Annotated in this window: 20 protein-coding genes and 1 tRNA gene; 9 read left to right on the top strand and 12 right to left on the bottom strand. The window is 55.5% G+C overall.

What is annotated here, in order from left to right:
• Nucleotides 1–18: 18 nt before the first annotated feature.
• From QFX31_RS02205 to QFX31_RS02195, 3 genes are all read right to left on the bottom strand, one after another.
• Nucleotides 19–408: a metalloregulator ArsR/SmtB family transcription factor gene (locus tag QFX31_RS02205; RefSeq protein ID WP_348530509.1), complete on the bottom strand. Its 390-nt coding sequence runs from the start codon at nt 406–408 to the stop codon at nt 19–21.
• A gap of 199 nt (nt 409–607) precedes the next feature.
• Nucleotides 608–1,558, bottom strand: coding sequence for a hypothetical protein (locus QFX31_RS02200; RefSeq protein WP_348530508.1), 951 nt, complete (start codon nt 1,556–1,558; stop codon nt 608–610).
• A 441-nt stretch (nt 1,559–1,999) separates the two neighbouring features.
• On the bottom strand, nt 2,000–2,383 hold the full coding sequence (locus QFX31_RS02195) for a 30S ribosomal protein S8e (RefSeq protein ID WP_348530507.1): 384 nt from the start codon (nt 2,381–2,383) through the stop codon (nt 2,000–2,002).
• A 194-nt stretch (nt 2,384–2,577) separates the two neighbouring features.
• Here QFX31_RS02195 and QFX31_RS02190 point away from each other — a divergent pair, with 194 nt between their 5' ends.
• Entirely contained in the window at nt 2,578–4,812 is a 2,235-nt protein-coding gene (locus tag QFX31_RS02190) for a DNA topoisomerase I (RefSeq protein WP_348530506.1), read from the top strand.
• 186 nt (nt 4,813–4,998) lie between these two features.
• Here QFX31_RS02190 and QFX31_RS02185 read toward each other — a convergent pair.
• From QFX31_RS02185 to lonB, 3 genes are all read right to left on the bottom strand, one after another.
• Nucleotides 4,999–5,073, bottom strand: a tRNA-Ile gene (locus tag QFX31_RS02185).
• A gap of 217 nt (nt 5,074–5,290) precedes the next feature.
• Nucleotides 5,291–6,604 carry a TldD/PmbA family protein gene (locus tag QFX31_RS02180; RefSeq protein ID WP_348530505.1) on the bottom strand — a complete coding sequence of 438 codons (1,314 nt, stop codon included), beginning with the start codon at nt 6,602–6,604 and terminating at the stop codon, nt 5,291–5,293.
• Nucleotides 6,605–6,612: 8 nt separating this feature from the next.
• Nucleotides 6,613–8,511, bottom strand: a complete 1,899-nt coding sequence (gene lonB, locus QFX31_RS02175; protein WP_348530504.1) for an ATP-dependent protease LonB — start codon at nt 8,509–8,511, stop codon at nt 6,613–6,615.
• Nucleotides 8,512–8,995: 484 nt separating this feature from the next.
• Here lonB and QFX31_RS02170 point away from each other — a divergent pair, with 484 nt between their 5' ends.
• From QFX31_RS02170 to QFX31_RS02160, 3 genes are read left to right on the top strand one after another with little or no spacing between them, the layout of a single operon-like run.
• Nucleotides 8,996–9,226, top strand: a complete 231-nt coding sequence (locus QFX31_RS02170) for an Lrp/AsnC ligand binding domain-containing protein (protein ID WP_348530503.1) — start codon at nt 8,996–8,998, stop codon at nt 9,224–9,226.
• Nucleotides 9,226–11,067, top strand: a complete 1,842-nt coding sequence (locus QFX31_RS02165) for a DNA topoisomerase VI subunit B (RefSeq protein WP_348530502.1) — start codon at nt 9,226–9,228, stop codon at nt 11,065–11,067. Before QFX31_RS02170 ends, QFX31_RS02165 begins: the two co-directional genes overlap by 1 nt.
• Nucleotides 11,060–12,133: a DNA topoisomerase IV subunit A gene (locus QFX31_RS02160; RefSeq protein ID WP_348530501.1), complete on the top strand. Its 1,074-nt coding sequence runs from the start codon at nt 11,060–11,062 to the stop codon at nt 12,131–12,133. The genes QFX31_RS02165 and QFX31_RS02160 overlap by 8 nt, the downstream gene beginning before the upstream one ends.
• Before the next feature lie 181 nt (nt 12,134–12,314).
• Here the strand turns inward: QFX31_RS02160 and QFX31_RS02155 are convergent, their stop codons facing one another.
• From QFX31_RS02155 to QFX31_RS02145, 3 genes are read right to left on the bottom strand one after another with little or no spacing between them, the layout of a single operon-like run.
• Nucleotides 12,315–13,166 (bottom strand): CBS domain-containing protein, encoded by an 852-nt coding sequence (locus QFX31_RS02155; RefSeq protein ID WP_348530500.1) that lies wholly within the window; start codon nt 13,164–13,166, stop codon nt 12,315–12,317.
• Between the two features lie 3 nt (nt 13,167–13,169).
• On the bottom strand, nt 13,170–13,613 hold the full coding sequence (locus QFX31_RS02150) for a universal stress protein (RefSeq protein ID WP_348530499.1): 444 nt from the start codon (nt 13,611–13,613) through the stop codon (nt 13,170–13,172).
• A 4-nt stretch (nt 13,614–13,617) separates the two neighbouring features.
• Nucleotides 13,618–14,769 (bottom strand): amidohydrolase family protein, encoded by a 1,152-nt coding sequence (locus QFX31_RS02145; protein WP_348530498.1) that lies wholly within the window; start codon nt 14,767–14,769, stop codon nt 13,618–13,620.
• Nucleotide 14,770: 1 nt separating this feature from the next.
• On the opposite strand from QFX31_RS02145, the gene QFX31_RS02140 reads away from it, so the two are divergent.
• On the top strand, nt 14,771–15,439 hold the full coding sequence (locus QFX31_RS02140; RefSeq protein ID WP_348530558.1) for a 2,5-diamino-6-(ribosylamino)-4(3H)-pyrimidinone 5'-phosphate reductase: 669 nt from the start codon (nt 14,771–14,773) through the stop codon (nt 15,437–15,439).
• Here QFX31_RS02140 and QFX31_RS02135 read toward each other — a convergent pair.
• Nucleotides 15,426–16,124, bottom strand: coding sequence for a DUF169 domain-containing protein (locus QFX31_RS02135; protein ID WP_348530497.1), 699 nt, complete (start codon nt 16,122–16,124; stop codon nt 15,426–15,428). The two genes, QFX31_RS02140 and QFX31_RS02135, sit on opposite strands and share 14 nt — an antisense overlap.
• A gap of 230 nt (nt 16,125–16,354) precedes the next feature.
• On the opposite strand from QFX31_RS02135, the gene QFX31_RS02130 reads away from it, so the two are divergent.
• Entirely contained in the window at nt 16,355–16,780 is a 426-nt protein-coding gene (locus QFX31_RS02130; protein ID WP_348530496.1) for a lamin tail domain-containing protein, read from the top strand.
• A 313-nt stretch (nt 16,781–17,093) separates the two neighbouring features.
• Here the strand turns inward: QFX31_RS02130 and QFX31_RS02125 are convergent, their stop codons facing one another.
• Both QFX31_RS02125 and QFX31_RS02120 read right to left on the bottom strand, forming a co-directional pair.
• Entirely contained in the window at nt 17,094–17,276 is a 183-nt protein-coding gene (locus tag QFX31_RS02125; protein WP_348530495.1) for a PUA domain-containing protein, read from the bottom strand.
• Between the two features lie 144 nt (nt 17,277–17,420).
• The gene (locus QFX31_RS02120) at nt 17,421–18,020 is read right to left on the bottom strand and encodes a thermonuclease family protein (protein WP_348530494.1); all 600 of its coding nucleotides are present in this window, start codon (nt 18,018–18,020) and stop codon (nt 17,421–17,423) included.
• A gap of 187 nt (nt 18,021–18,207) precedes the next feature.
• Between QFX31_RS02120 and trmY the strand changes: the two genes are divergently transcribed.
• The 3 genes from trmY (at nt 18,208) to QFX31_RS02105 (ending at nt 22,737) form a co-directional block, all read left to right on the top strand.
• Nucleotides 18,208–18,798: a tRNA (pseudouridine(54)-N(1))-methyltransferase TrmY gene (trmY, locus tag QFX31_RS02115; protein ID WP_348530493.1), complete on the top strand. Its 591-nt coding sequence runs from the start codon at nt 18,208–18,210 to the stop codon at nt 18,796–18,798.
• A gap of 305 nt (nt 18,799–19,103) precedes the next feature.
• Nucleotides 19,104–21,869 (top strand): formate dehydrogenase subunit alpha, encoded by a 2,766-nt coding sequence (gene fdhF / locus QFX31_RS02110; protein ID WP_348530492.1) that lies wholly within the window; start codon nt 19,104–19,106, stop codon nt 21,867–21,869.
• Nucleotides 21,853–22,737: a sulfide/dihydroorotate dehydrogenase-like FAD/NAD-binding protein gene (locus QFX31_RS02105; protein WP_348530491.1), complete on the top strand. Its 885-nt coding sequence runs from the start codon at nt 21,853–21,855 to the stop codon at nt 22,735–22,737. The genes fdhF and QFX31_RS02105 overlap by 17 nt, the downstream gene beginning before the upstream one ends.
• Nucleotides 22,738–22,773 lie beyond the last annotated feature (36 nt).

Below are 22,773 nucleotides of genomic sequence, written 5' to 3'. Positions count from 1 at the left end.
GTCATCCTCATCATCTTATCATTTCTGTAGCCTGGAGAGCAGGCGCGCCTGGTTCATGATCTCAATCACTGCGCCATCCGCGAGGCGGTAGTTCGACCACTTCCCCACCTTCCGCTCTTTTATGAGCCCGGCATCCTTCAGTATGGAGAGGTGATGGGATGTCGTCGATTGCGGTCGGTCCAGCGCTATCATTATCTCGCAGACGCAGAACTCTCCATTCTGGAGGAGCTTGAGTATCGCAAGCCTGCACGGATCCGAGAGGGCCTTGAAGATCTTCACCTCATCCTGCACATCACTCTCTATGACGTCTGCCAGAGAGCGGAGCCTCTGGATCTTGAGCCTCGCCCGCTCCTCATCACCGATCAGCCTCGCGAGCTTCTCCACAGATCCATCAGTAAGTTCGTGCATCCTGGAAACGTATCGATATTTCTCGATATATAAGAATTTCCACTGAGCCTGAAAAATATCAGCATCACCGCTGCAAACCATCCTGAAAGATCATCTTCGGTACAAACGTTGTTTTTGTGCCCGTTGAGATCAGGAGAGGGGAGGGTGCAGATCTCATCCTGGCGACCGAGAACTCTTCCCCCTCACCATTCCTGGGAGTTCATGCGGTGGTAAGCTGCGGTGACGCACCATCCCGCACAACGTACAGCAGAGCACCAATGCCCAGGCACACCGAGATCAGCATGAAGATCCAGCCGATGTACGGCAGCAGGAACAGAATGTTGAGTATCACGTACCCAACTGTAAATGAAACAGAGCTGCCTGTTCCGCTCCTGAGCAGGGCCATCACCCTTCTCCCCAGCGTGAATGATACGAGAAGACCTGAGAGCATGATGCCCACCGCCAGGAGGAGCAGGAGCATTATAGCTATCGGTATACCCACAACCGTTATGGCCAGTATCACTGCAAGGATGACGCACACGATTATAGCCAGAAGGCCCACGAGTGTCTCGATCGCTGGATCCCGGAGCATCTTGGCCTCCGATGCCCTGAAGAGCCATGGGAACACCCTGAGTCCAATCAGGCCGAGCAGAAGAAAGCCGATGGTGCTGAGCAGGTGGAAGAAACTCATGAATGCCGTATCCTCGCGCCTGCCCTCGATCTTCTGGAACTCCACCCGTCCTGCAGTTCCGTTGTTCTCGAACTCCTCAGCCGCAACGGTGAGCGTGCCGTTGATGCTTCCCTGGTTGCTGAATCGCTTCGCGCCGATGAGAGCATCTCTACCGACAACTGTGCCGGGAAGCATGCTGATATCCTCACCCATCAGCACAGCATTTCTCTGTATCCTCGATGAGATATTGATCCTGCTTCCAGCAGCGACAAGCTTTCCCCCGATATCAGATCGGAGAACTACCTGACCTCCGGCCAGGATGAGATCGCCGGATACCGGCGCGTTCACATTTACTACACCTCCGGCCACGATGGCGCTGTCGACAGGTGCATTTATGTTCACAACGCTGCCTGCAGCGAAGATATCGTCATCCACAGGAGAATCGATTGTTATGGATTCATCAGAGTACATTCTGAGCGATGTCGCTCCCTGAACCATCAACAGCATCAGGAAAAGTATGCATATCAGTAAATGCTTCTGCATCAGTACCCCTTAAAAAGTCAATCGCCATAGGATAAATAACTATCTCATGATCTTTCAGACCAGCTCAACGGAGCCGTTCGATCCCGGCCATCTCAGGTTCTGTGAGGTGGTATGCCGAAGGCATCGATTTTATAGAAAAGCAGGCAGAAGACCCCTCCCCATTCAGGGGAAGAGAGGACTTCATGGCAGACTATCTGATGATTCAAGCTAAAGACCTGGAGCCATATCTCTGCAGATCGTCTCTGCGAACTGCCCTGCAGTGAAAGGCGGACCACCCTGATAAGAACCAAGTGAGACCAAATCACTCAGGCCCAACAAAACAACGTGCGACTCGGCCTGAGAAGCCAGCACCACCGGACGCAATGACTGTAGGGGACCGAGGTGCCCTGCCTCTGCACGTCAGTGCTTCGGCAGGAGAACAGCATTCACCACGCCGTCCTGTCCGGGCCTGCTCATGACCCTGGCCTCGCCGATCTCGGTCCTGATCACAGCGCCCCTTGTGATTATGTTCCTTCTCACATAATGCCGGTTCGCCGGGTTGTCCACCACGGTCTCGATCCTCACAAGCTTTGTGGCACCTGTGACGGGATCTGAGACGTTGGCCATATCCGCCTTCAGAAGGCGGAGCTTCTGGTTGCCTCCACGTGTGCGGATCTTCTTGACCCGGATTGTCCCGATGAGCGTCTCTGCTGGCTCTCTTCCCAGCTCGTACTTCCTCTTCCCTCTGGCCGGAACCAGCCTCCCGCCAGTGGGCTTTCTAGCAGACTTTCCCTGCCACTTCATAACCGATAACCTCCGTTCCCCTTTTTCAGATCCTTATATAGACTTTACGGCCGTGGTCTCCTCTCCGGCCTGAAGGACGGAGCTTGCGCCCTGCTGCTATCAATCCAGATGATCCTCTGGAGATTGTACACATGCGATCCGCACAGGCGATCCCGACAGATTCTTATATTTCCTGTAAGAGTCTCCGGAGATGAATGCACCTCATCATTGCTGAGAAGCACGATGCTGCGAGGCGGATATCCGAGATTCTTGCTGGCAGGAAGCCGGCTGTTGCGAAGGTCTCCGGTGTTGACACATTTCGTTTTGATGATCGTGTTGTCATAGGCCTCAGCGGCCATATCGTGGGCCTTGATTATCCGGAGAGCTACAACAACTGGCACAAAGTCGATTACAGGGATCTCATCAGGGCTGAGATCGTATCAAAACCCACACAGGAGCGGATAGTCTCTGCGCTCAGAAAGCTCGGAAGAGAGGCGGATCATGTCACGATCGCCACAGACTACGACAGAGAGGGCGAGCTCATAGGTGTTGAGGCACTCCGCATACTGCAGGAGGTCAATCCATCCCTAAAAGCTGACAGGGTGCGGTTCAGCGCAATAACAAAAAGCGAGATTCTCAGGGCATTCGCCCAGCCAGGGGAGGTCGACTTCAATCTTGCCGCATCAGGCGAGGCGAGGCAGATCATCGACCTCGTGTGGGGCGCGGCGCTGACGAGGTTCATCTCGATAACATCAGGCCGGCTCGGGAAGGAGTTCCTCTCTGTGGGGAGGGTCCAATCCCCGACGCTTGCTCTGATCGTGGACCGCGAGAGGGAGATAGAGTCGTTCCAGCCGAAGCCCTACTGGGAGATCTACGCAGATCTCGAGAAGGGCATAAGGGTAAGGCATGCGAAACCCAGGATCTGGAGCAGGGACGAGGTCGATCGCATACTGAATTCTCTCAGCGATGTTGCACTCGTCAGGTCGATCTCCAGGGGAGGGAGAAGGGACAGGCCGCCAACGCCCTTCGATACCACCAGCTTCATCAGCGCTGCCAGCAGCATCGGCTTCACAGCTGCGAACGCGATGAGGATCGCAGAGGATCTTTACACAAACGGGTACATCAGCTATCCCAGAACAGACAACACCGTCTACCCTCCATCGATCGACTTAAAATCGCTGCTCGAGATGCTCTCATCAGGCCCGTTCCGTGAGGATGCTCTTGAGCTGATGAAGGGCAGCATTGTGCCCACAAGGGGGAAACGCTCGACAACAGATCACCCTCCGATATATCCGACCTCTGTCGCTGATAAAAACGACCTCAAAGAGGAGCAGTGGAGGATATACGAGCTCGTTGTGAGGCGGTTCTTCGCGACGCTCTCAGGCGAGTGCGTCTGGGAGACGACGAGCATCAGCTTTGATATCGGAGATGAGACCTTCAGGGCAAACGGCTCCAGGATTCTGGATCCGGGCTGGAGGAGGTACTATCCGTACAGCAGGGCTGAGGAGAACGTCCTTCCTCCTCTCGAGGAGGGAGAGATGCTGAAGGTTCTTGGCCATGAGGTGCTGTCCAAAGAGACCCAGCCGCCAGCAAGGTTCGGGCAGGGGCGTCTCGTCAGGCTCATGGACGAGCTCGGTTTGGGAACAAAGTCCACCAGGCACGACATAATAAGCAAGCTCTATGCGAGAGCCTACATCCATGGCAATCCGATAAGACCGACGAAGACAGCATACGCCGTTGTGGATACGCTCCAGCGTCATGCCCCTGCGATCACGAAGCCAGATATGACACGGACCCTCGAGAATGACATGCTCAAGATCGCGGAGCGTAAGATCACGAAGGGAGAGGTCATCGAGGAGTCGAGGCAGATGCTCGAAGCGGTGTTCGATGAGCTTCTCGCCCACAGGAAGGAGATCGAGGATTCACTGAGAGAGGGGCTTCGCGTCGACAGGATCGTGGGGAGGTGCAGCCTCTGCGGCTCGGATCTGATCATACGGCGCGGAAGGCGCGGTGCCAGGTTCGTGGGATGCTCCGGCTACCCTGAGTGCAGGTTCACGCTTCCTCTCCCCCGAGGAGGCATGATAGTTGTCACGGAGCGGAGATGCGAGACGCACGGCATGAACCACATAAGAATAATAAATCGCGGGAAGAGACCGTGGGATCTCGGATGCCCATACTGCAACTTCAACAACTGGCAGGCGAAAAAGGGATCTGAAACGCAGCGGATGCCCGAGCTTGGTGACATCTCGGGAATAGGTCCTAAGAGCAGGGAGCGCCTCGAGAGCGCGGGAATAAAGACTCTTGATGCGCTCATATCCACAGATCCCGCCAGCATCTCTGAGTCGACCGGCATCAGCATCAAAAAGATAATCTCCTGGCAGAAGTCGGCCAGGAGCATCATCTCCGGCGGAGAGCAGGGCGGCGAGGTCTCCGGATCGTCCACATGCTGAACCGGCACTGGGCGACCCATCTCTTCCGGCCGGAAGACCGGAGTTTGCGTCTGTTGCTCCCGATCATGTTCGCCTGAGTGGCCATCTGCGGTGCTTGGCAGATGCACTGCAGGGTGCCTGTCGCTATAGGACGCATTTTTGAAATAAACTCACAAAAATCACAGGAATCCCCACGCGGGATGGACATGGGCCTGGCCGGATTTGAACCGGCGACCACTCGGTTATGAGCCGAGCGCTCTAACCGGACTAAGCTACAGGCCCACAGTAACCTGATTTTATGCAACCACTGGCGTTATGCCTACTTTCCACTCCTGTATTTATAGCTTGTGTTATGCATCTCGGTTATCATGTGAGCGATAAAATATTCCACTTGAAATCAACCCTCTCCGAGCATACTTCCCGATACACTGCCATTCACCGAATGCAGATTGATGTGTACAGTATAACCAGGCGCAGGGGTCGCATTTACAGCGTAATTCTATCCCGCGCCGCCGACCACAGCCTCCTCTATGAGGATGTGCGGCGCACCATCTCCCACAGGCACGACCTGCCCGCCCTTTCCGCATCCTCCGCTGTTGAACCTGAGATCGTCTGCTACAGCTCTCACCCCCTTAAGAATGCTCAGGGTCTGGCCTGAGAGTGAGACATCCCTTACGAGCTCGGCGATCTCTCCGTTCCTCACAAGATAACCTCTCCGGGCATTGAACTGAAAGATACCCTCGGCGGTGTTGACCTGCCCGCCGCGGCTTCCTATGAGGTATACACCCTCTTTCATCTCCTCGAGGATCTCCTCCAGACTCCAGTCGCCGTTGGCCAGATATGTGTTTGACATCCTCACTATCGGGCGGTTGTATCCCTGAGCTCTGGCGTTCCGTGGCTCTCCTCCCAGTCTTCCAGCAGTCTCTCTTGTGTGGAGATACGATCTCAGTACACCATTCTCAACAAGAACGGTCTCCCTCGCTGCGGAGCCCTCATCATCGAAGGGATAGTGGCCGTAATGCATGAGGGATGGATCGTCTTTAACGGTTACAAGCTCAGAGCCTATTCGCTCTCCGATCCTCCCCTGGAGTATCGAGCCGCCCTCAAGAACTATGTCTCCCTCTGCTGCATGCCCCACAGCTTCGTGTATGAATACTCCGCCGAGCTCCTGATCCAGCACGACCGGGAACCTTCCGCCTTTTGGGACCCGTGCATCGAGCAGATCGAGAGCTGTTTCAGATGCCCTGCGTGCGAGCTCGAAGGGATCCTCCCGCTCGATAAGCTCAAGCCCGCAGACACCGGCTCTTATCTCGCTGCTCGACTGGAGGAGGCCGGCCCTTGTTGCGACGGCACTTATCCCGAAGCCTGTCCTGGTCACGGAGCTTCTCAGTGATACCCCATCTGAGCTGCTGTACTCTGTCTCGGTGAGAATATCTGTGTAGAAGACGCGAGTGCTGGAGATCCCTGGGAGACGCGCAGCCCTCTCTATCTCCCTGACGAGATCGACCTTCTCCTCCAGTGAGACCGATGATGGATCCTTTTTCACCGGCACCCTGCAGCTCACACCCCTCTCGCTCTCAGCCAGGCGCAGTATCTCCCGGCCATCGACCGATCTGGCGATCCTCCGGGCCCTCTCGATGCTCTTCTCCAGGTCTTCGACGCTGTCGCTCCTCACAAAACCCCATGCACCGTCAACGAGGGCTCTGACCGCCACACCCTGGAATATGCTCTCCGAGATCTCCTCGACCTTCGAGTTGTCGACGACTATGCTTATCCTCCGGCCCCTGACGATCCTGGTATCGAAGAACTCCATGCAGATCACTAGAGTATGCTCATCGCTGGACTTGGAATGCCATCGGGTATTGAGATCCCTATCTTCTTCTCTGTTGCGAATCTCCTGAGCTTCTCGAGGAGCTTGGATCTCTGCCCGGCCAGGCTGTACTCGAAGACCTCGCTGATATTGGACACAGGTATAATCTCTATCTTATCTCTTATCGATTCATCCACCAGCACATCTCCCATGTTGGACCTGGGTATCAGCACCGTCTTTATCCCTGCCTGGGCAGCAGCCTCTATCTTCTGTGTTACCCCTCCGACGGGAAGGACATCTCCTCTGACCGAGAGGGAGCCGGTCATAGCGACGCTCTGCTTCACGGGTATTCCCTCAAGAGCGGAGACGACCGCTGTGGCTATCGATATCGACGCGCTGTCGCCCTCAACGCCCTCGTATGTGCCGATGAACTGGATGTGGACGTCCTTTGTTGTTATGTCCTCTCCCTGGAGCTTCTTGATCAGAGCGGAGACGTTTGTAACAGCCTCCTTCGCTATCTCCTGGAGCCTGCCGGTTGCGATCACCCGCCCCTCCTCCTTGGACTGGGCAGGGGTTACCTCGGCCATTATGGGCAGGACGATGCCAGAGTCGCCGATGACAGCGAGCCCGTTAACCCTGCCGATCTCATCGCCGGAGCTCTTGTACATGCTGTACTCCTTTCTCCTCTCCAGATATCTGTCAGCCATCTGCTGCTCCAGCGATCTCGCCATCCTCTTCGCCTCTATGACATGCCTGGCCTCTGTCAGTGGCGCGCCCTCGGATCTCGCGATGTCGCCGGCGACCCTTATCAGCCCGCCGAGATCCCTGAGCATCAGTGTCAGATGCCCCTTTCTGCCGGAGCGCCTCTTGGCCTCTCTGATTATCTCAGCAACAGCATCCCTCGTGAAGTGCGGGATCTTGCCGTCACGCACGACCTCCTGGGCCACGAACCTGATCAGCTTGTCCCTGTTCTCCACGGTGTCCTCCATGGTGTCCCTCATGTAGACCTCGTAGCCGTAGCCCTTGATGCGTGATCTGAGCGCCGGGTGCATTCCCTGCACCGCATCCAGGTTCCCCGCGACGACCATTATGAAGCTGCAGGGCACCGGTTCCGTCCGCACGAGCGCTCCTGAGGACCTCTCGCTCTGCCCTGTTATCGGGTACGCGCCCTCCTGGAGGGCTGTAAGGAGGCTCTGCTGCGACTCAAGCCTGAGAGTATTGATCTCATCTATGAACAGCACACCCTTGTGCGCCCTGTGGATCGCGCCGCACTCGACCCTCTCATGGCTCGGGGTCTCCAGGCCGCCCGACTGGAACGGATCGTGCCGGACATCACCGAGCAGCGCTCCGGCATGCGCACCTGTTGCATCAACGAACGGAGCAGTCTTTTTCCCGCTGTTATCCACGAGAAGCTTCGGGATGAACACATCCTCTTTTGGTATGAGATACCTCATTGAAAGGAATATCAGCGCCGCCGCGATTATCCCGAAGAGGAGCTGGCCGGTGTAGTAAGCGTAGACTATCAGCCCCATGACGATGAGCATGAAGAACATGTTCCTCGTCTGGACCTTCTTCCTGGCCTCCATCTTGTGGGCATCCACGATCTGCCTGCCACGACCTGCGGGCACGACCCTGATGCGCGGGTTGTTGTTGTCCTCTGGGTTGTGATAGACCAGGATGTCCTGCAGCTCCTCGACAGGGAGCAGCTCGCTCATGGCCTTTCCCAGCATCGACTTGCCTGTGCCTGGCGAGCCGATGAGCATCACATGGCGACGCTGGTGTGCCGCCTTCTTGATGACCTCCACCGCCTCCTCCTGGCCTATGACCTGGTCTATGAGGCTCTCGGGGACGGCGATGCTGCTCGTATCCTCGAACTGAATGCTGCCAAGCAACTCGTTCGGTTCTTCCATACTCAATATCTGCCCTCTAAATCTGATCGTTACCCTTCTGATCTATATATTTGATGCTTGCCTCACGCTGGCATGCCGCGGAGCACTGCGCGGTCAGAATTCTGTGGAGTGCCATGCTGTGGGCCTGATTCGCTGGATGATTTGCCAGAATCGATAGCCAGGGAAAGATATTTCATGAGTCTGTACAGGTTGATTGATGTTGATTTCATGATGCGGTCGTGTACTTGAATCACCGAACGGAATTTCAGGAATCGGCATTTACTGGCACAACAGATCACAAACCTGCGAGGGCCGCATGCTATTGGGTTCAATGATCTGCGTACACAACTTATGATATGGTTACATGCCCGAAGAGAGGGCCCGACTCCTGTGTGCCTGAGCTGTGCAGCTTACAGAAAACACAGCGCTCCATTCTGTGATGCGTAGCTCCTGTGGATGTAAAGTTAATATAATATGCGGTAGCGTTTGATTATGGTGAGAGGCAATGGTGATTGGAGTAACAATGGTCAAGGTAGTGCCTGGACAGGAGAAGCCGGTTTACAATGCGCTTAGACAGATAGATGGCATAAAGAACGTCTATCACGTATTCGGAGAGTTCGACTTCGTTGTGATCATAGAGGTCGATGGTCTGAGCATGCTGAACCGCCTGGTCGATACGATTCGTGAGATTGAGAACGTAACAGCAACACAGACGGTGGTCGGGGCAGAGCTTTAATGGACACAGCCGAGGAGCTGGCAAAGCAGCAGAGATCGATATCTGTTGCGGAGTTCTTTGAGAAGAACCGCCAGATTCTTGGATTCGACTCAGCCCCGCGTGCCCTCATCACATGCGTCAAGGAGGCTGTCGACAACTCCCTTGACGCATGTGAGGATGCCGGCATACTTCCTGACATTTTTGTGCAGATCAAGCGCGCCGGCGAGCTTTACCGTGTAATAGTCGAGGACAACGGTCCCGGCATTGTGCCATCTGAGATCCCCAGGGTCTTCGCAAAGCTGCTTTACGGCTCCAGGTTTCATGTTCTCCGGCAGAGCAGGGGGCAGCAGGGCATAGGCATATCTGCGGCTGTCCTCTACTCACAGCTGACCACAGGGAAGCCGACGAGGATCACATCCAGGACATCGCCTGAGAGACCAGCGAGATACGTGGAGGTGATGATAAACACAGCGAAGAACGAGCCGGAGATCATCAGAGAGGGGGATATCGACTGGGAGCGGCCCAGAGGCACGCGGGTGGAGCTCGATATCGAGGGATCGTATGTACGTGGCAGGAGACAGTCGGTTTACAGCTACCTGAAGAGCGTCGCGATAGTGAACCCGCATGCACGGATAACCTTCGTGGAGCCTGATGGATCCACAGAAAGGTTCGAGAGGGCTACAGAGCTTCTTCCAAAAAGAGCGTATGAGATAAAACCCCACCCGTCGGGGATAGAGCTGGGAGAGCTCACGAAGATGCTGAGATACACTGAGAGGAGAAAGCTCTCCAGCTTCCTGAAGGAATCGTTCTCATCCATCGGCAACATCGCTGCTCAGGAGATCCTTCAGAATTCAGGTCTGGATCCATCGATGGATCCGAGAAGCCTCGACTACGATCAGTCCAGGCGGCTCTTTGAGGCGCTCAGGCGCATAAAGATAAAGTCCCCGCCGGTAGACTGTCTCTCGCCGATAGGGGAGGACCTGATAAGATCCGGCCTGGCGAAGGAGTACAGCGTGGATTTCATCGCGACAGTGTCAAGACCCGTCGCTGTCCACTCCGGGAACCCCTTTGTGGTCGAAGCAGGTATCGGATTCGGGGGGGATCTCGATCGGAACGGCAGGGTGGAGATCCTGCGGTTTGCGAACCGCGTGCCTCTGATATACCAGCAGGGCGCCTGCGCCATCACCCATGCGATAGAGGGCGTCTCCTGGAAGAGCTACGGCCTGGACCAGCCTGGTGGGGGACTGCCGTTCGGGCCTGCTGTGATCCTGGTGCATGTGGCATCCACCAACATACCCTTCACATCCGAGTCGAAGGATGCCATAGCAGACATACCTGAGATACTTGCTGAGATAGATCTCGCGATGAAGGAGATCGGAAGAAAGCTCAGGAGGTTCCTTGCACTCCAGGAGACTCTATCAGAGCGGAGGGAGAAGGAGGAGATCATAGGCAGGATACTCCCGAGGATGGCAGAGAAGCTTGCGGATATGCTCGGGCTCGAGAGACCTGACATAAGCAGGGTTGTGGCCAGGATCATGGGCAACGTTCTTGTCAGAAGGGATATCGAGCAGGAGAATGGGCGTTTGAAGGTGCGTATAGAGATAGAGAACAACACATCCTCCCAGAGGAGCTTCAAGCTGCACGAGATAATCTCCGTGGAGGCAGAGGATCTCGATCCACCCGCGAGAAGGGTCGATATGGGAGACCGCTACGACTACCAGTGGAAGATAGCGATCAGATCTGGCGAGAAGGTGGTTCTGAGATACACAGTAAAGAACCATCTGCAGAAAATGCCGGAGGCTGTTGTCGAGGGGCTGGAGCCTGAGATTGTGACAGGGGCGAGGGTGCTTTCAGATGCATGATCCGGAGAGCAGGCTTCTCGGTATAGCGAGATCCCTCTACGATCAGTTCAGAGAGGGTACTGTACCTCATCTAGTCCTTCCGACGAGGACCAAGAAGAACATCGAGTACAGCACGGAAGATGATGTGTGGGTGTACGGCGATCAGGAGAGCGTGAGGAGCGTAAAGACGATACGCGGCGCGAGGACGCTGCTAAAGACCGTGCATCTGATAGATCTCCTTGTAAAAGAACATCTCAGAGGAAACAGGGCGTCGACGCTCAGAGAGATATACTACATCTCCGAGAACTGGGATCTCGCCAAGTTCGCAGAGCAGGCCGAGAGCGATCGGCTCATAGAGGATCTGGAGATAATCACAGGCCTGCAGCGTGAGGACTTTCATGTCAGGCCTGAGGAGGATGGTGCCGCTGTATTCGGCCCCCTCCGGATCAGGGAGCGGACGCGCCGCGGCGAGCGCGAGATCCACTGCCAGGAGGATATCGGCGAGGCCGGCTACCAGATACCGTTCAATGTCGACTTTGTCGAGTTCCTGGAGCATGATGCCAGGATGGTCATAGCGGTTGAGACCGGCGGAATGTACGCCAGGCTGATCGAGAACGGATTCGATGAGGAGTTCGATGCAATTCTGGTCCACCTGAAAGGCCAGCCTGCGCGGTCCACCAGGCGCTTCATAAAGAGGCTAAACACCGAGCTCAAACTGCCCGTGGCTGTCTTCACAGATGGTGATCCATGGAGCTACAGGATATACGCGAGCGTCGCGTATGGCGCGATAAAGAGCGCGCATCTCTCGGAGCACCTCGCCACACCGGATGCGAAGTTCCTGGGTGTGCAGCCCACAGATATCGTTGAGTACAACCTCTCCACAGACAGGCTCACAGACAGGGATCTCCATGCACTGAGGGCAGAGCTCACGGATCCGAGGTTCGGCAGCGATTACTGGCAGAGGCAGATACAGCTCCAGATAGACCTGAAGAAGAAGGCAGAGCAGCAGGCATTCGCTGGCAAGGGCCTGGACTTTGTGACAAAAAGGTATCTTCCGGAGAGGCTCTCAGAGCTGGGGATGGCATAGCAGGCAATCTCAAAGGGAGCAAGCGCTTCCTAGATCATACTCAATGCGTTGAGGTAAATCGCATTCTTAGCAGAGTATCTGATGAGTGACCAGTTCTGGGCGATTTCGTTTGGCCGGTTAATGCAGGTCCTCCACAACATTGAGCATCTTCGCTTCCTACACAACCCCAATGCCATCCATGTTACTTCCCATATGCTGAGATGAAGGGAACCAGCAGGTTGTGGTCGTTCAGCATGCCTATCAGCTTTCTGTGAGCATTGACGACCGGCATCTGGTCTATCCTCTTCTGTGACATTATCCTTGCGCACTCGCTGACCCGGCTGGATCTCAGCGCGATTATGGGTTGAACCATGGCCTCCCTTACCTTCACATTCTTCAGTTTGATCTTTGATACCTGGTAGTACCTGGAGATGGCCTCCTTCTGGCTCTCCCAGCTCCACTCATCCATCTCAGGCGCGGTGTCTGCATCAGCCCTCTCCAGGGACTCCTCGACGACGCTCTTTGCTATGAGATCCCTGTCCGTGACGATGCCGACAAGCTGTAGATCTGTATCGATCACAGGGCATGCCTGGACTCCGGCATACTCCATGATCGCGCCCACCACCGGCAGCGGCATCTCTGACCAAACGGCGACGACATTCCTCTCGAAGTATCTATCTATGGTCTCATCTATGCTGAGAGTCGCGATCACCCTAACGATATCTGCCACGCTGATGATCCCCACGAGCCTTCCGTCCTCGACCACAGGCAGACGTCTCACATGCTTCTCGACGAAGAGCTTCGCTGCATCGACCAGACGATCTTCAGGACGCACAACATACGGGTTCCTGGTCATGAGCATGGCGATCTGGTCCTCCTCCGGGTTCCGGAGGAGATCTGTCCTGGTGACCATGCCGACAACGGTGCAGTTCTTGACGACAGGAACGCCAGAGACATGCCGCTCGTTCAGGACCCTCAGCACCTTATCCCTGGTGCCTGGCAGGCTGACGTAAGCGACATCCCTGACCATTGCATCTCTGACCAGGATCTCCAAAGGTTAACCCTCCTTTCTCTCGCCGGGCACAGTTAAAACCGGAACCCTGGAGTGCTGGACAACCTTCTCTGCTACGCTTCCAAGAAGGAACCTGTCGAGACCGCTCCTTCCAACGCTTCCCATGACGAGCAGATCCACGTTGAGATCCCTGGACAGCTTCAGGATCTCATCAGTCGGCTTCCCCTCCACAACCCTCTTCTCGCACTGCACTCCCGCATTCGATGCGATCGACTCCACGTATGATGTCGCATCCTCGCCCTCCTTGAGGAGCATATCCCTTATGCCAACCAGTATCATCTCGTCAGGGAGATGGCTCAGCCTGCCTGTGTCTGCGACATAGACCGCTATCACCCTGGCCCCTAGATTCCGCGCGAGCTCGACGCCAAACCTCGCGGCCCTCTCGCTCGTCTCAGAGCCATCCGTTGCTATCATAATCTTCTCGATCATGCTTTCATATCCTAAGCATTATGTCCGAGGGCTCGGCCCTTCTCACGATGCTCGCCAGCGGGTTCAGCGAACCCCTCAGGTTACGGGAGTTCCTGTCGAACACGATCAGCCGTGCCTCCTTGCAGGGATCGATTGAGCCGAGCCTCTCGTCCATTCCCAGCGCTCTTGCTCCATTTATCGTGCACATCATAAAAACCTGTCTGTCGTCTCTGACAAGCGCTTTTGATAGGAGCTCCATCTCCCTGAAGATGCAGGTCGAACTGATCATCAGGTTGTCCGTGCCCACGCAGACATTGATCCCCAGGGAGAGCATCTCTGCGATATCAGGAAGGCCGGAGCGCGTGAAGAGATTCGATCTGGGGCACACCACCACGGAGGCGCCGGATTCCGCAACATCCCTGAGATCGGAGCGCTCCGCTCTTGATAAATGTATCATAATGTCAGGCTCGAGCGCGAGCGCGCCCTCTATATCATCCCTGCCAGCCTCTCCCGCGTGTATCGCGATGCGCATTCCCTTTTTTCTTGCAATCCTCACCACCTCATCCACAAAGCCCCTATCGTAATCCCTGGTGCTGCTCAGCCCCACGCCCCAGCATGCTGGATGCACGTCCCCTGGATCCTTCAGAGGCCTGCCGAAGATTCTGCTCTGAATGGACAGCCCCTCAAGAGCTCTGAGGAGGAGCTCCACCCCGTGAGGGCCGCCCTCCCTGAAATCGCCGAAGGCGCATGTTCCAGTATTGATCATCTCCTCAGCGGAGAAACGCATCGATTCTACTAGGCGATCATCGCTCGCGCTCTCAAGGATCCTGTGCTTCAGGCCCCCGGGGCCAACAAGATCCGCAAGGCTCATGAACGGCGGATCCTTCGCGATGGAGTCCGCCACATGCGTGTGAGCATTGACAAAAGCAGGGCATATGATGCCCTCGAAATCTCCCCTCTCCTTGCCCTCGCCGATCTCTTTTATTATACCTTTCTCTATAACGACATACCCATCCAGGGCGAGCATCTCCTCGCCTGCGATCACGGTTCCCGAGAGCATCAGCTCATCCGGCAGGCCTGCAGCATATCCTGACGCGGAGGTAGAGCGCTTCAGGCCGGAGGTACCGCATGCGCTGGTAGCCTTCAGCTTATTAACATCCTCGTCGATCATGTGCATGATGAGACCCTATGTTTTCATCAACAGCGCAATGAGCGCCGACGGGAAGATAAGCTCTTTTCTGAGAAGACAGGTGCGCATATCGGGGTCTGATGACCTTCTGAGGGTGGACAGGCTCCGGGCGGAGAGCGACGCGGTGATGGTTGGAGTGGGAACTGTCATCGCGGACAACCCGAAGCTCCGGGTGAAGTCTGAGGCGCTGCGAGCCTGGAGGCTGGAAAGAGGCATGCCTGAGAACCCTTTAAGGATCGTGGCTGACAGCAGAGCGAGAACTCCGCCAGATGCTGCAGTTCTGGGCCCGGGATGCATCATCGCCGTATCGAGCTCCGCTCCTCCTGAGAGGATTAAAGGGCTCTCGAAGAGATGCGAGATCGCGGTCTGCGGGGAGGATAGCGTCGATCTCAGGAGGCTCATGGATATGCTGTACGAGAGGGGGGTTAGGAGGCTGATGGTCGAGGGCGGGGGTACTCTTAACTGGTCGCTCATAGAGCAGGACCTCGTCGACGAGATATGCGTCTTCTTGGGGCCGATGGTGATAGGAGGTCGCGATGCACCGACGCTTGTGGACGGCATTGGTTTCGCAGAGAACTTTCAGAAGCTTGAGCTTGAATCCTCAGAGCGTATCGATGATGGCCTTCTCATAAAATGGAGGGTGGTCAGGAGCGCATGAACCTGTCCCAGCCCTCGTGCCTCTCCTTCAGAACCCTGCATATGTCCTCCAGCATCTCGAAGGGTATGCCGACGACGACATCGTTATCCGCAAGCCCGGTCTTTTTCGCGGATCCATCACATCCGAGCGAGACATTGACATCGCCTTTGAGGATCGGAGATGCTGTGGCATCGACGCAGAAGGACTGTATGCCGGCTGTGTCCAGGTTCATGCGCCCACCGCGCCTGTACATGACAGCCTGAACTATGCGGCGGGCCTGCAGTGCATTTCCGACGAGGATGACCACGTCAGGATCCGTCTTAAGTTTTGATAGAGGCGCGACGAGAGTCGCAACTGTGCTGCCTGCTGGCAGCCTGGGCATGCTCGAGGCGATCCGCTGGCCCACGGTCTGTGTGGCGCTCTTGTTGAGCTTTGAAAAGTAGAGCTTTCCTGAAGATATGTTCTCGGGACACTCCACCAGCCCTATTCCGGAAGCACCTCCCTTGCAATCGTGCTTATCCAGGCGGGCGAAGAGCACCTCTCCCCTTCGGGCGCGCTGGACCATCCCGCAGTAGGGCATGGGTTTATCAATCTCCTTCAGATCCTTTGGTATGTCCTCCTCGCTCTTGAATAGAACCACACCGACAGGCTCGCTATCGAGGCCGAGCGTGCTCTTCAGAGTATCTGACATCTCAGCATAATCCATAAAGACACCTCATCAGATCTGGTTCCATCATGGGATTTCTCTGTTGCGCTCCTCTGCTGAATGAAACATTTCAATTAAATTCTTCTAATTATTGTGAAGATTATATCAAAAATATTCTCAATAAGATGGTATAAACATGATTATAATCTCAAAAATCAAAAATTACTTGGAAAAGTTTAAATCTATGCAGCTAATCGTAGTAGTAACCTCTCAAGGAGAGGTGGGGAAGTATGGTGTGGATCACAAAAACGTGCTTGGGACTGGCCATCCTGCTGGTCCTCATGGCATCCCCTGCATACGGGGATGGAAATGTATCGAGCTCTGAGAAAGCCCCCATAAGGATATCAAACGTCAGCTTCGTGGCGCCGAGCCCGGAGAGGGCGAACCTCAATGATGAGTGGGTGGAGATCGAGAACATCGGGAGAATCGATGTGGATCTCACCGGATGGAGCATATCCGATGAGCAGGAGCACACATATGTGTTTCCCGATGGATTCATGCTCCGATCTGGCGCCAGGGTGAAGGTTCACACAGGCGCTGGCAATGATACCCAGGAGGATCTCTACTGGGGGAGGAGCGTCCCAGTCTGGAACAACGATGGTGACAAAGCCACGCTCAGGGACGGCTCAGGCAGCATCATCGACAGCAAGCCCTGATCCAGGGCAATATTTTTTGCGTGCATAGATTCCGACGTGCACAGCCTGAATTGATGGCGTGCATAGTTCAGGGCTCATCCGGTCGAATCGTCAGATAGCAAACTCTGGTAACTTCGATCAATTGCAATAGACTCCGTCTCCTTCTCCAAGATCGGTCCGCCGAATCACTGGATGAGCCTGGTTCAGAGGCATGCGGCCCATGGATCATCAGCCAGTTCAACTCACTGCGACAGTATGTTCAACGAGATCCACAGCCAAAAGGAAATCAGAACAGCCAGGACGCCATCGGCGCCGCTGTTCTGAATGATGTATGCTAATATGCTTTTGCCACAGTTATCACTCTGTCGTTCCTGTCGAGCACCAGCACCTCATCTCCCGGGCTCACGTCAGGATCTGCCCTGAGCACGAGCTTCGAGAACACACGCCCGCCTCTTGCAACAAAAGGCACAGCGTCATCGGAGACGACAACTCTCTTGGGTTTTGTCGCGCCGTCCATGTCTTCTCACCCCCTCTGTAACTGTTGCAGATGCTTTGATATGAATCTTTTGGTTAATAATAACAATAAATGTTATTATTAAAACTAAAATCGTGCCGCATACGTTGTGAAGCTAAAACCCTGCGCGATGCCCACGCTCCGGTATCAAGGAGGTTTGCAGACGCGGCAGGGTGTGTATCCCTTCGAGCGCGCCTCGGATGGGCTGGAGAAGCATATGAGGTTACTCGGGGAGATCTTCCGCGCCCACTCGCAGTCAGGGTAATGGTACTTGCTGGATTTCACCGAGCCGACGTACGCGCATCCACCGACCGGCTGGATAGAGCTGAGGTTCCACCACTCGGCTGGGTTGAACTCGTTGTCCTTGAAGTCCCTAACAACAGCGTGGCCGCTGTCAACGATCATCCGGTTGAAGTTCATCTCCTGATTCGGCGAGCCATTATCATCGAGATAAACAACGCAGATCCATCTCCCGTAATCATCTCTCCCTCTCAGGTCGTCTATGTCCAGCCAGACGGTGCGCCCGAAGAGCCAGGAGATCGTGTAGTTCGCGGCAGCTCTTCCAGCCTCTGTATCCATCTCAGGGCAGTCGACGTCTGCAAGCCGCACCCTGCCAAGGCCATCAACATCGAAAGTATCGCCGTCAACCACCTTGATGACTGTCCCTCGGAACTCATCCGGCGCGGATGTGACACAGCCCATCAGAATTACGACCACAAGAACTGCAGCGGGCTGGAGCTGCCTCATATCTGCGATTCTCTCATGAGATCGATTTATTGCTTGCGATGATCACTATTGTTCTGATGCATACACACACTGTGAGCATCCGGTGTTTCTGAAGGGCCTTCGATATGAGAGAACCTGATGAGTTGCACATGCTGAACCCTGCGGAGCTCCTGCATAGTTTGAATACCATGGATGCGAGGGTACAATCATGCGCGACTTTGTGATTGTGGGTCACATCGCGAAGACCACGCCGGACTTCTCCCTGGAGGATCTCCCCGGAACCTCAGGGAGAATCGATGTGCTTTGCAGATGCATCAACTCGGCATTCATGCTGTCTCACGGAATAAGAAGAGATGTCCGGTGCCACCTCCTCCTCATGGGCGGACCTGAGCCAAAGATACTCCGCTTTGATGGGGACAGGCTTCGCCACCTGAACCCGGACGAGAGGAGCACGGCTGCCCTGATAAAGCGGGCACTCTCCATCGATGTTGGTCCCTCGTGGAGGGAGTCCACGCCCGGCATTTTCATCAGGAAGGGGGATCTCAGATCACTGCTCGAGTCCCTGATGGAAGAGGGTCAGAGGCTGTACTACCTAAAAGAGGATGGTGCTCCTCTCAGCGAATCAGTTTCAGATGGCGCATTCATACTCGGGGACCACACAGGCATGACAGAGGATGAGGAGCGCCTCCTGGAATCAATGGGAGTTGAGACTGTAAGCATAGGCCCGCTTAGCCTGCACGCAGACCACTGCATAGTTATAGTAAACTGGATGTGCGATAACGCCGCTCGAAGCAGATGATCCGCGCCGCAGTTGATGAGGACACAAGGCTGCAGCAGCAATGCGATATGTGCAGCGCCTCTGTTTGTTATCAGCTCGTGTGATGCACTCCATGTAAGCAGACTCGATTCACTGATGATTGGTGGGCTTAACCGATTGCACATGCGGCACGCCTGCATGACCTGAAGTTTCCAGGCGCATGAGAGTTTCAGCGTAGAGCACGGTTTTGGTGAAGTAGAGGGCCGTCTCTTCGTAGCAGCTCACCGGCAATATTCTAATACAATCAGCCCAAACCCGCGGCGATTGATCTCGCGAGCGGTATTGACATGGACGAGATATGCCTTACGATCGACGGTATTGAGGTGAGGGTCCCCAGAGGGACAACGATCCTGAATGCAGCACGGAAGGCCGGAATCTACATCCCGGCGCTCTGCGATCACCCGGATCTGAAGCCGATAGGCATCTGCAAGCTCTGCATAGTCGAGATCGCGGGATGGGAGACATATCCGACGTCCTGCACAACGTGTGCGGAGAACGGGATGGTAGTCCGCACCGATACCTCTAAGATACGGGAGATGAGGAGGAACACGCTGGAGCTCCTGCTTGCGATCACCAGTCACCCTGTGAGCTGCCTGATCTGCGAGCGCAAACGTGAATGCTCTGAGCTCAAGGAGTGCATGCGCAAGTTTCCCGCCACCGTGGGATGCAAGTACTGCCCGAAGGACGGGGAGTGCGAGATCCAGAGGGCTGCAGAGCATCTCGGTCTTGAGAGAATCAGATACCCTGTCTCATACAAGGGATTGCCAGTGCTCAGGGAGCCCTTCTTCGACCGGGATTACAATCTCTGCATAATGTGCGGCAGATGCGCCAGGATATGCTCCGAGCTCAGGGGCGAGGGTGTTCTGCGCATGATCGCGGACTATCACAGAGGCAGCCGGATCGGCCCTGAGTCGCTGATCGAGAGCAACTGCAAGTTCTGCGGGGCATGTGTCGATGCCTGCCCGACTGGCGCTCTCCACGCGAGAATTGAGAAGTGGGAGCGTGCTGAGAGGAGCGCGGTGACGACCTGTCCGTTCTGTGGTGTCGGATGCCAGATGGAGGTCGGTGCGAGAAACAACCACATCGTGAGGGTCAGGGGACACAGGGACGGAGCAAATGAGGGTCAGCTCTGCGTGAAGGGCAGGTTCGGGCTGGAGTTCGCAGAGAGCCCGGACCGTCTCAGAACCCCGATGATCAGGAAAAACAGCGTGCTCGTGAGCGCCACCTGGGATGAGGCGCTGGATCTGATCGCAGAGCGCCTCAGATCCTTCAGAGGCGATGAGTTCGGGATGGTTGCATCAGCGAAGTGCACCAACGAGGAGGTGTATTTGGCTCAGAAGTTTGCAAGGGTCGTAATGGGCACGAACAACATAGACAATTGCGCAAGGCTCTGCCACGCCTCGACGATCTCAGGGCTATCAGCTGCGATAGGCAGCGGAGCGATGACCAACTCCATAGATGATATCAGGAGAGCTGGATGCATATTTGTTATAGGATCGAACACCACAGAGCAGCATCCGGTGATAGGCCTCAGGATAAAGGAGGCGAAGCGGAGGGGTGCCAGGATCATCGTGGTCAACCCGCGCCGGATCGAGCTGTGCGATATCGCAGACATCTGGCTTCGCAACCGTCCGGGAACGGATCTGCCTCTAATTCTGGGGATGTGCAAATCGATAAAGGATGCCGGGCTTGCGGACATGAGATTCATCAGGGAGCGCACCGAGGGCTTTGAGGATTTCTCCAGATCACTCGATGAGCTTCAGATGGATGTAGTATCAAGAATCACAGGCGTCGATGAATCGCTCATCAGAGAGGCTGCGCTGCTATACGCAAGCAGCAAACCATCATCTATTGTATATTCGATGGGCATCACGCAGCACGTCTGCGGAACGGATAACGTCCTCGCACTCGCGAATCTGGCGATGATGACAGGAAACATAGGCGTGCCCGGAGGTGGGATAAACCCGCTCCGGGGGCAGAACAATGTCCAGGGCGCATGCGATATGGGGGCGCTTCCAAAAATGCTGCCCGGATATCAGAATGTGATGAGCGCCGAGGCCAGGGCCATGATCGAGGGCATCTGGGGTATGAGGATACCTGAGCGCCCTGGTCTGACACTCGTTGAGATGTTCGATGCGGCGAGAAGCGGCAGAATAAAAGCGATGTACATCATGGGAGAGAACCCGGTGCTCAGCGAGCCGGACGCAGGGCACGTCATCGAGGCGCTGAAGGGTCTGGATTTTCTTGTAGTGCAGGACATATTCCTGACGGAGACAGCACAGCTCGCGGATGTCGTTCTTCCGGCTGCATGCTCACTGGAGAAGGACGGGACGTTCACATCCACAGAGCGAAGGGTCCAGATGGTTCGCAGGATCCTGGATCCGCCAGGGGATGCGAGGCCTGACTGGTGGATTATCCAGGAGCTTGCGCTCAGAATGGGGTACAGAAAGGGATTCTCGTTCAGCTCCACAGCGGATATAATGCGCGAGATCTCCAGGGTAGCGAGGATATACGGAGGCATATCCCATGAGAGGCTTGAGAGCAGAGGAATACAGTGGCCGTGTACGGATCCAGATCACCCCGGTACACCGTATCTCCACAGGGATGGCTTTGCAAACGGCAGGGGCAGATTCAGAGTCCTCAGATACAGGCCTCCCGAGGAACTCCCGGACAGCGAGTATCCGATGGTCCTCCTCACAGGGAGGATCCTCTATCACTACCACACAGGCACTATGACCAGAAGGGTCCACGATCTGGAGTACCTTCGCGGCGAGGAGGTCGTCGAGATGAACCCGGAGGATGGAGCGAAGATGGGATTGAAAGATGGAGATCTTGTGGAGATCACATCCAGGCGTGGATCTGTCATGGCGAGGGCCAGGCTCACAGAAAGGTCTCCAAGAGGGACGGTATTCATGACGTTCCACTTCTCTGAGACCCCAACAAATGTATTAACATCCAGGTTCCTAGACCCTGTGGCAAAGATACCTGAGCTCAAGTTCTGCGCGGTTCGCATAAAAAAGATCCAGGGGTCGCAGCATGTACAGAATATGTGAGAAGGAGGTTCTTGCGCCCAACATAATCCACATGCGCTTCGAGGCGCCGCGGATCGCCGAGGCTGCCCGTCCGGGGCAGTTTCTCATAATCAGGGTGGATGAGAGGGGCGAGAGGCTGCCACTCAGCCTGGCCGGGTGGGATCCGGAAAATGGCACAGTTGATGTTGTATTTTATGTTCTCGGCACGAGCACGATGAAGCTCGCATCCCTGAAGGTGGATGAGCACGTGCTCAATCTGGCAGGCCCCCTGGGCGAGCCGACTGAGATCTCTCACTTCGGCAGGGTGGTATGCGCATGCGGATGCTTCGGGATAGGGCCGACCATTCCCCTTATCAAAGCCCTGAAGGAAAGAGGTAACCATGTTGTGACCGTGGTGGAGGGGCGCGGGAGGAGCTTCATCTTCTGGGAGGAGATTCTAAGGGGTATGAGCGACGAGCTGCATATTGTTCTGGGCGATGGGAGCTGCAGCGAGCCCGGCTGGGCGAACGAGTTCATATCAAGGTATCTTTCAGAGGGCAAGAGTGTGGACAGGATCTTCGTTCACGGCTGCCCCTTCATGATGATGGTCGTCTCAGATGCGTCGAGGCCTTTTGGCGTGAAGACAGTGGTCAGCCTCACGCCTCTCATGGTCGACGGAACAGGGATGTGCGGGGCATGCAGGGTTGAGGTGGGAGGAGAAACCAGGTTCGCATGCGTGGACGGGCCGGACTTCGATGGGCACCTTGTTAATTGGAGGATGCTCACAAACAGGATGAGGCAGATGGTTGATGAGGAGGATCTATCCCAGCGGCTGTGGGAGAGGCGGAACTGGCACAGGCTTGTGCAAATTCAAACGAACGGTAATACAAACGGTCGGTGTTACAGGTGAGTGGAATCTTTCACACTCCAGCTGAGATGTCCGTGC

Origin of the sequence: Methanothrix sp. (genome assembly GCF_030055635.1) — an archaeon.
Taxonomy (GTDB): domain Archaea; phylum Halobacteriota; class Methanosarcinia; order Methanotrichales; family Methanotrichaceae; genus Methanothrix_B.
The sequence above is the reverse complement of the archived record's forward strand: the minus strand, read 5'-3'. Positions and strand labels throughout refer to the sequence as shown.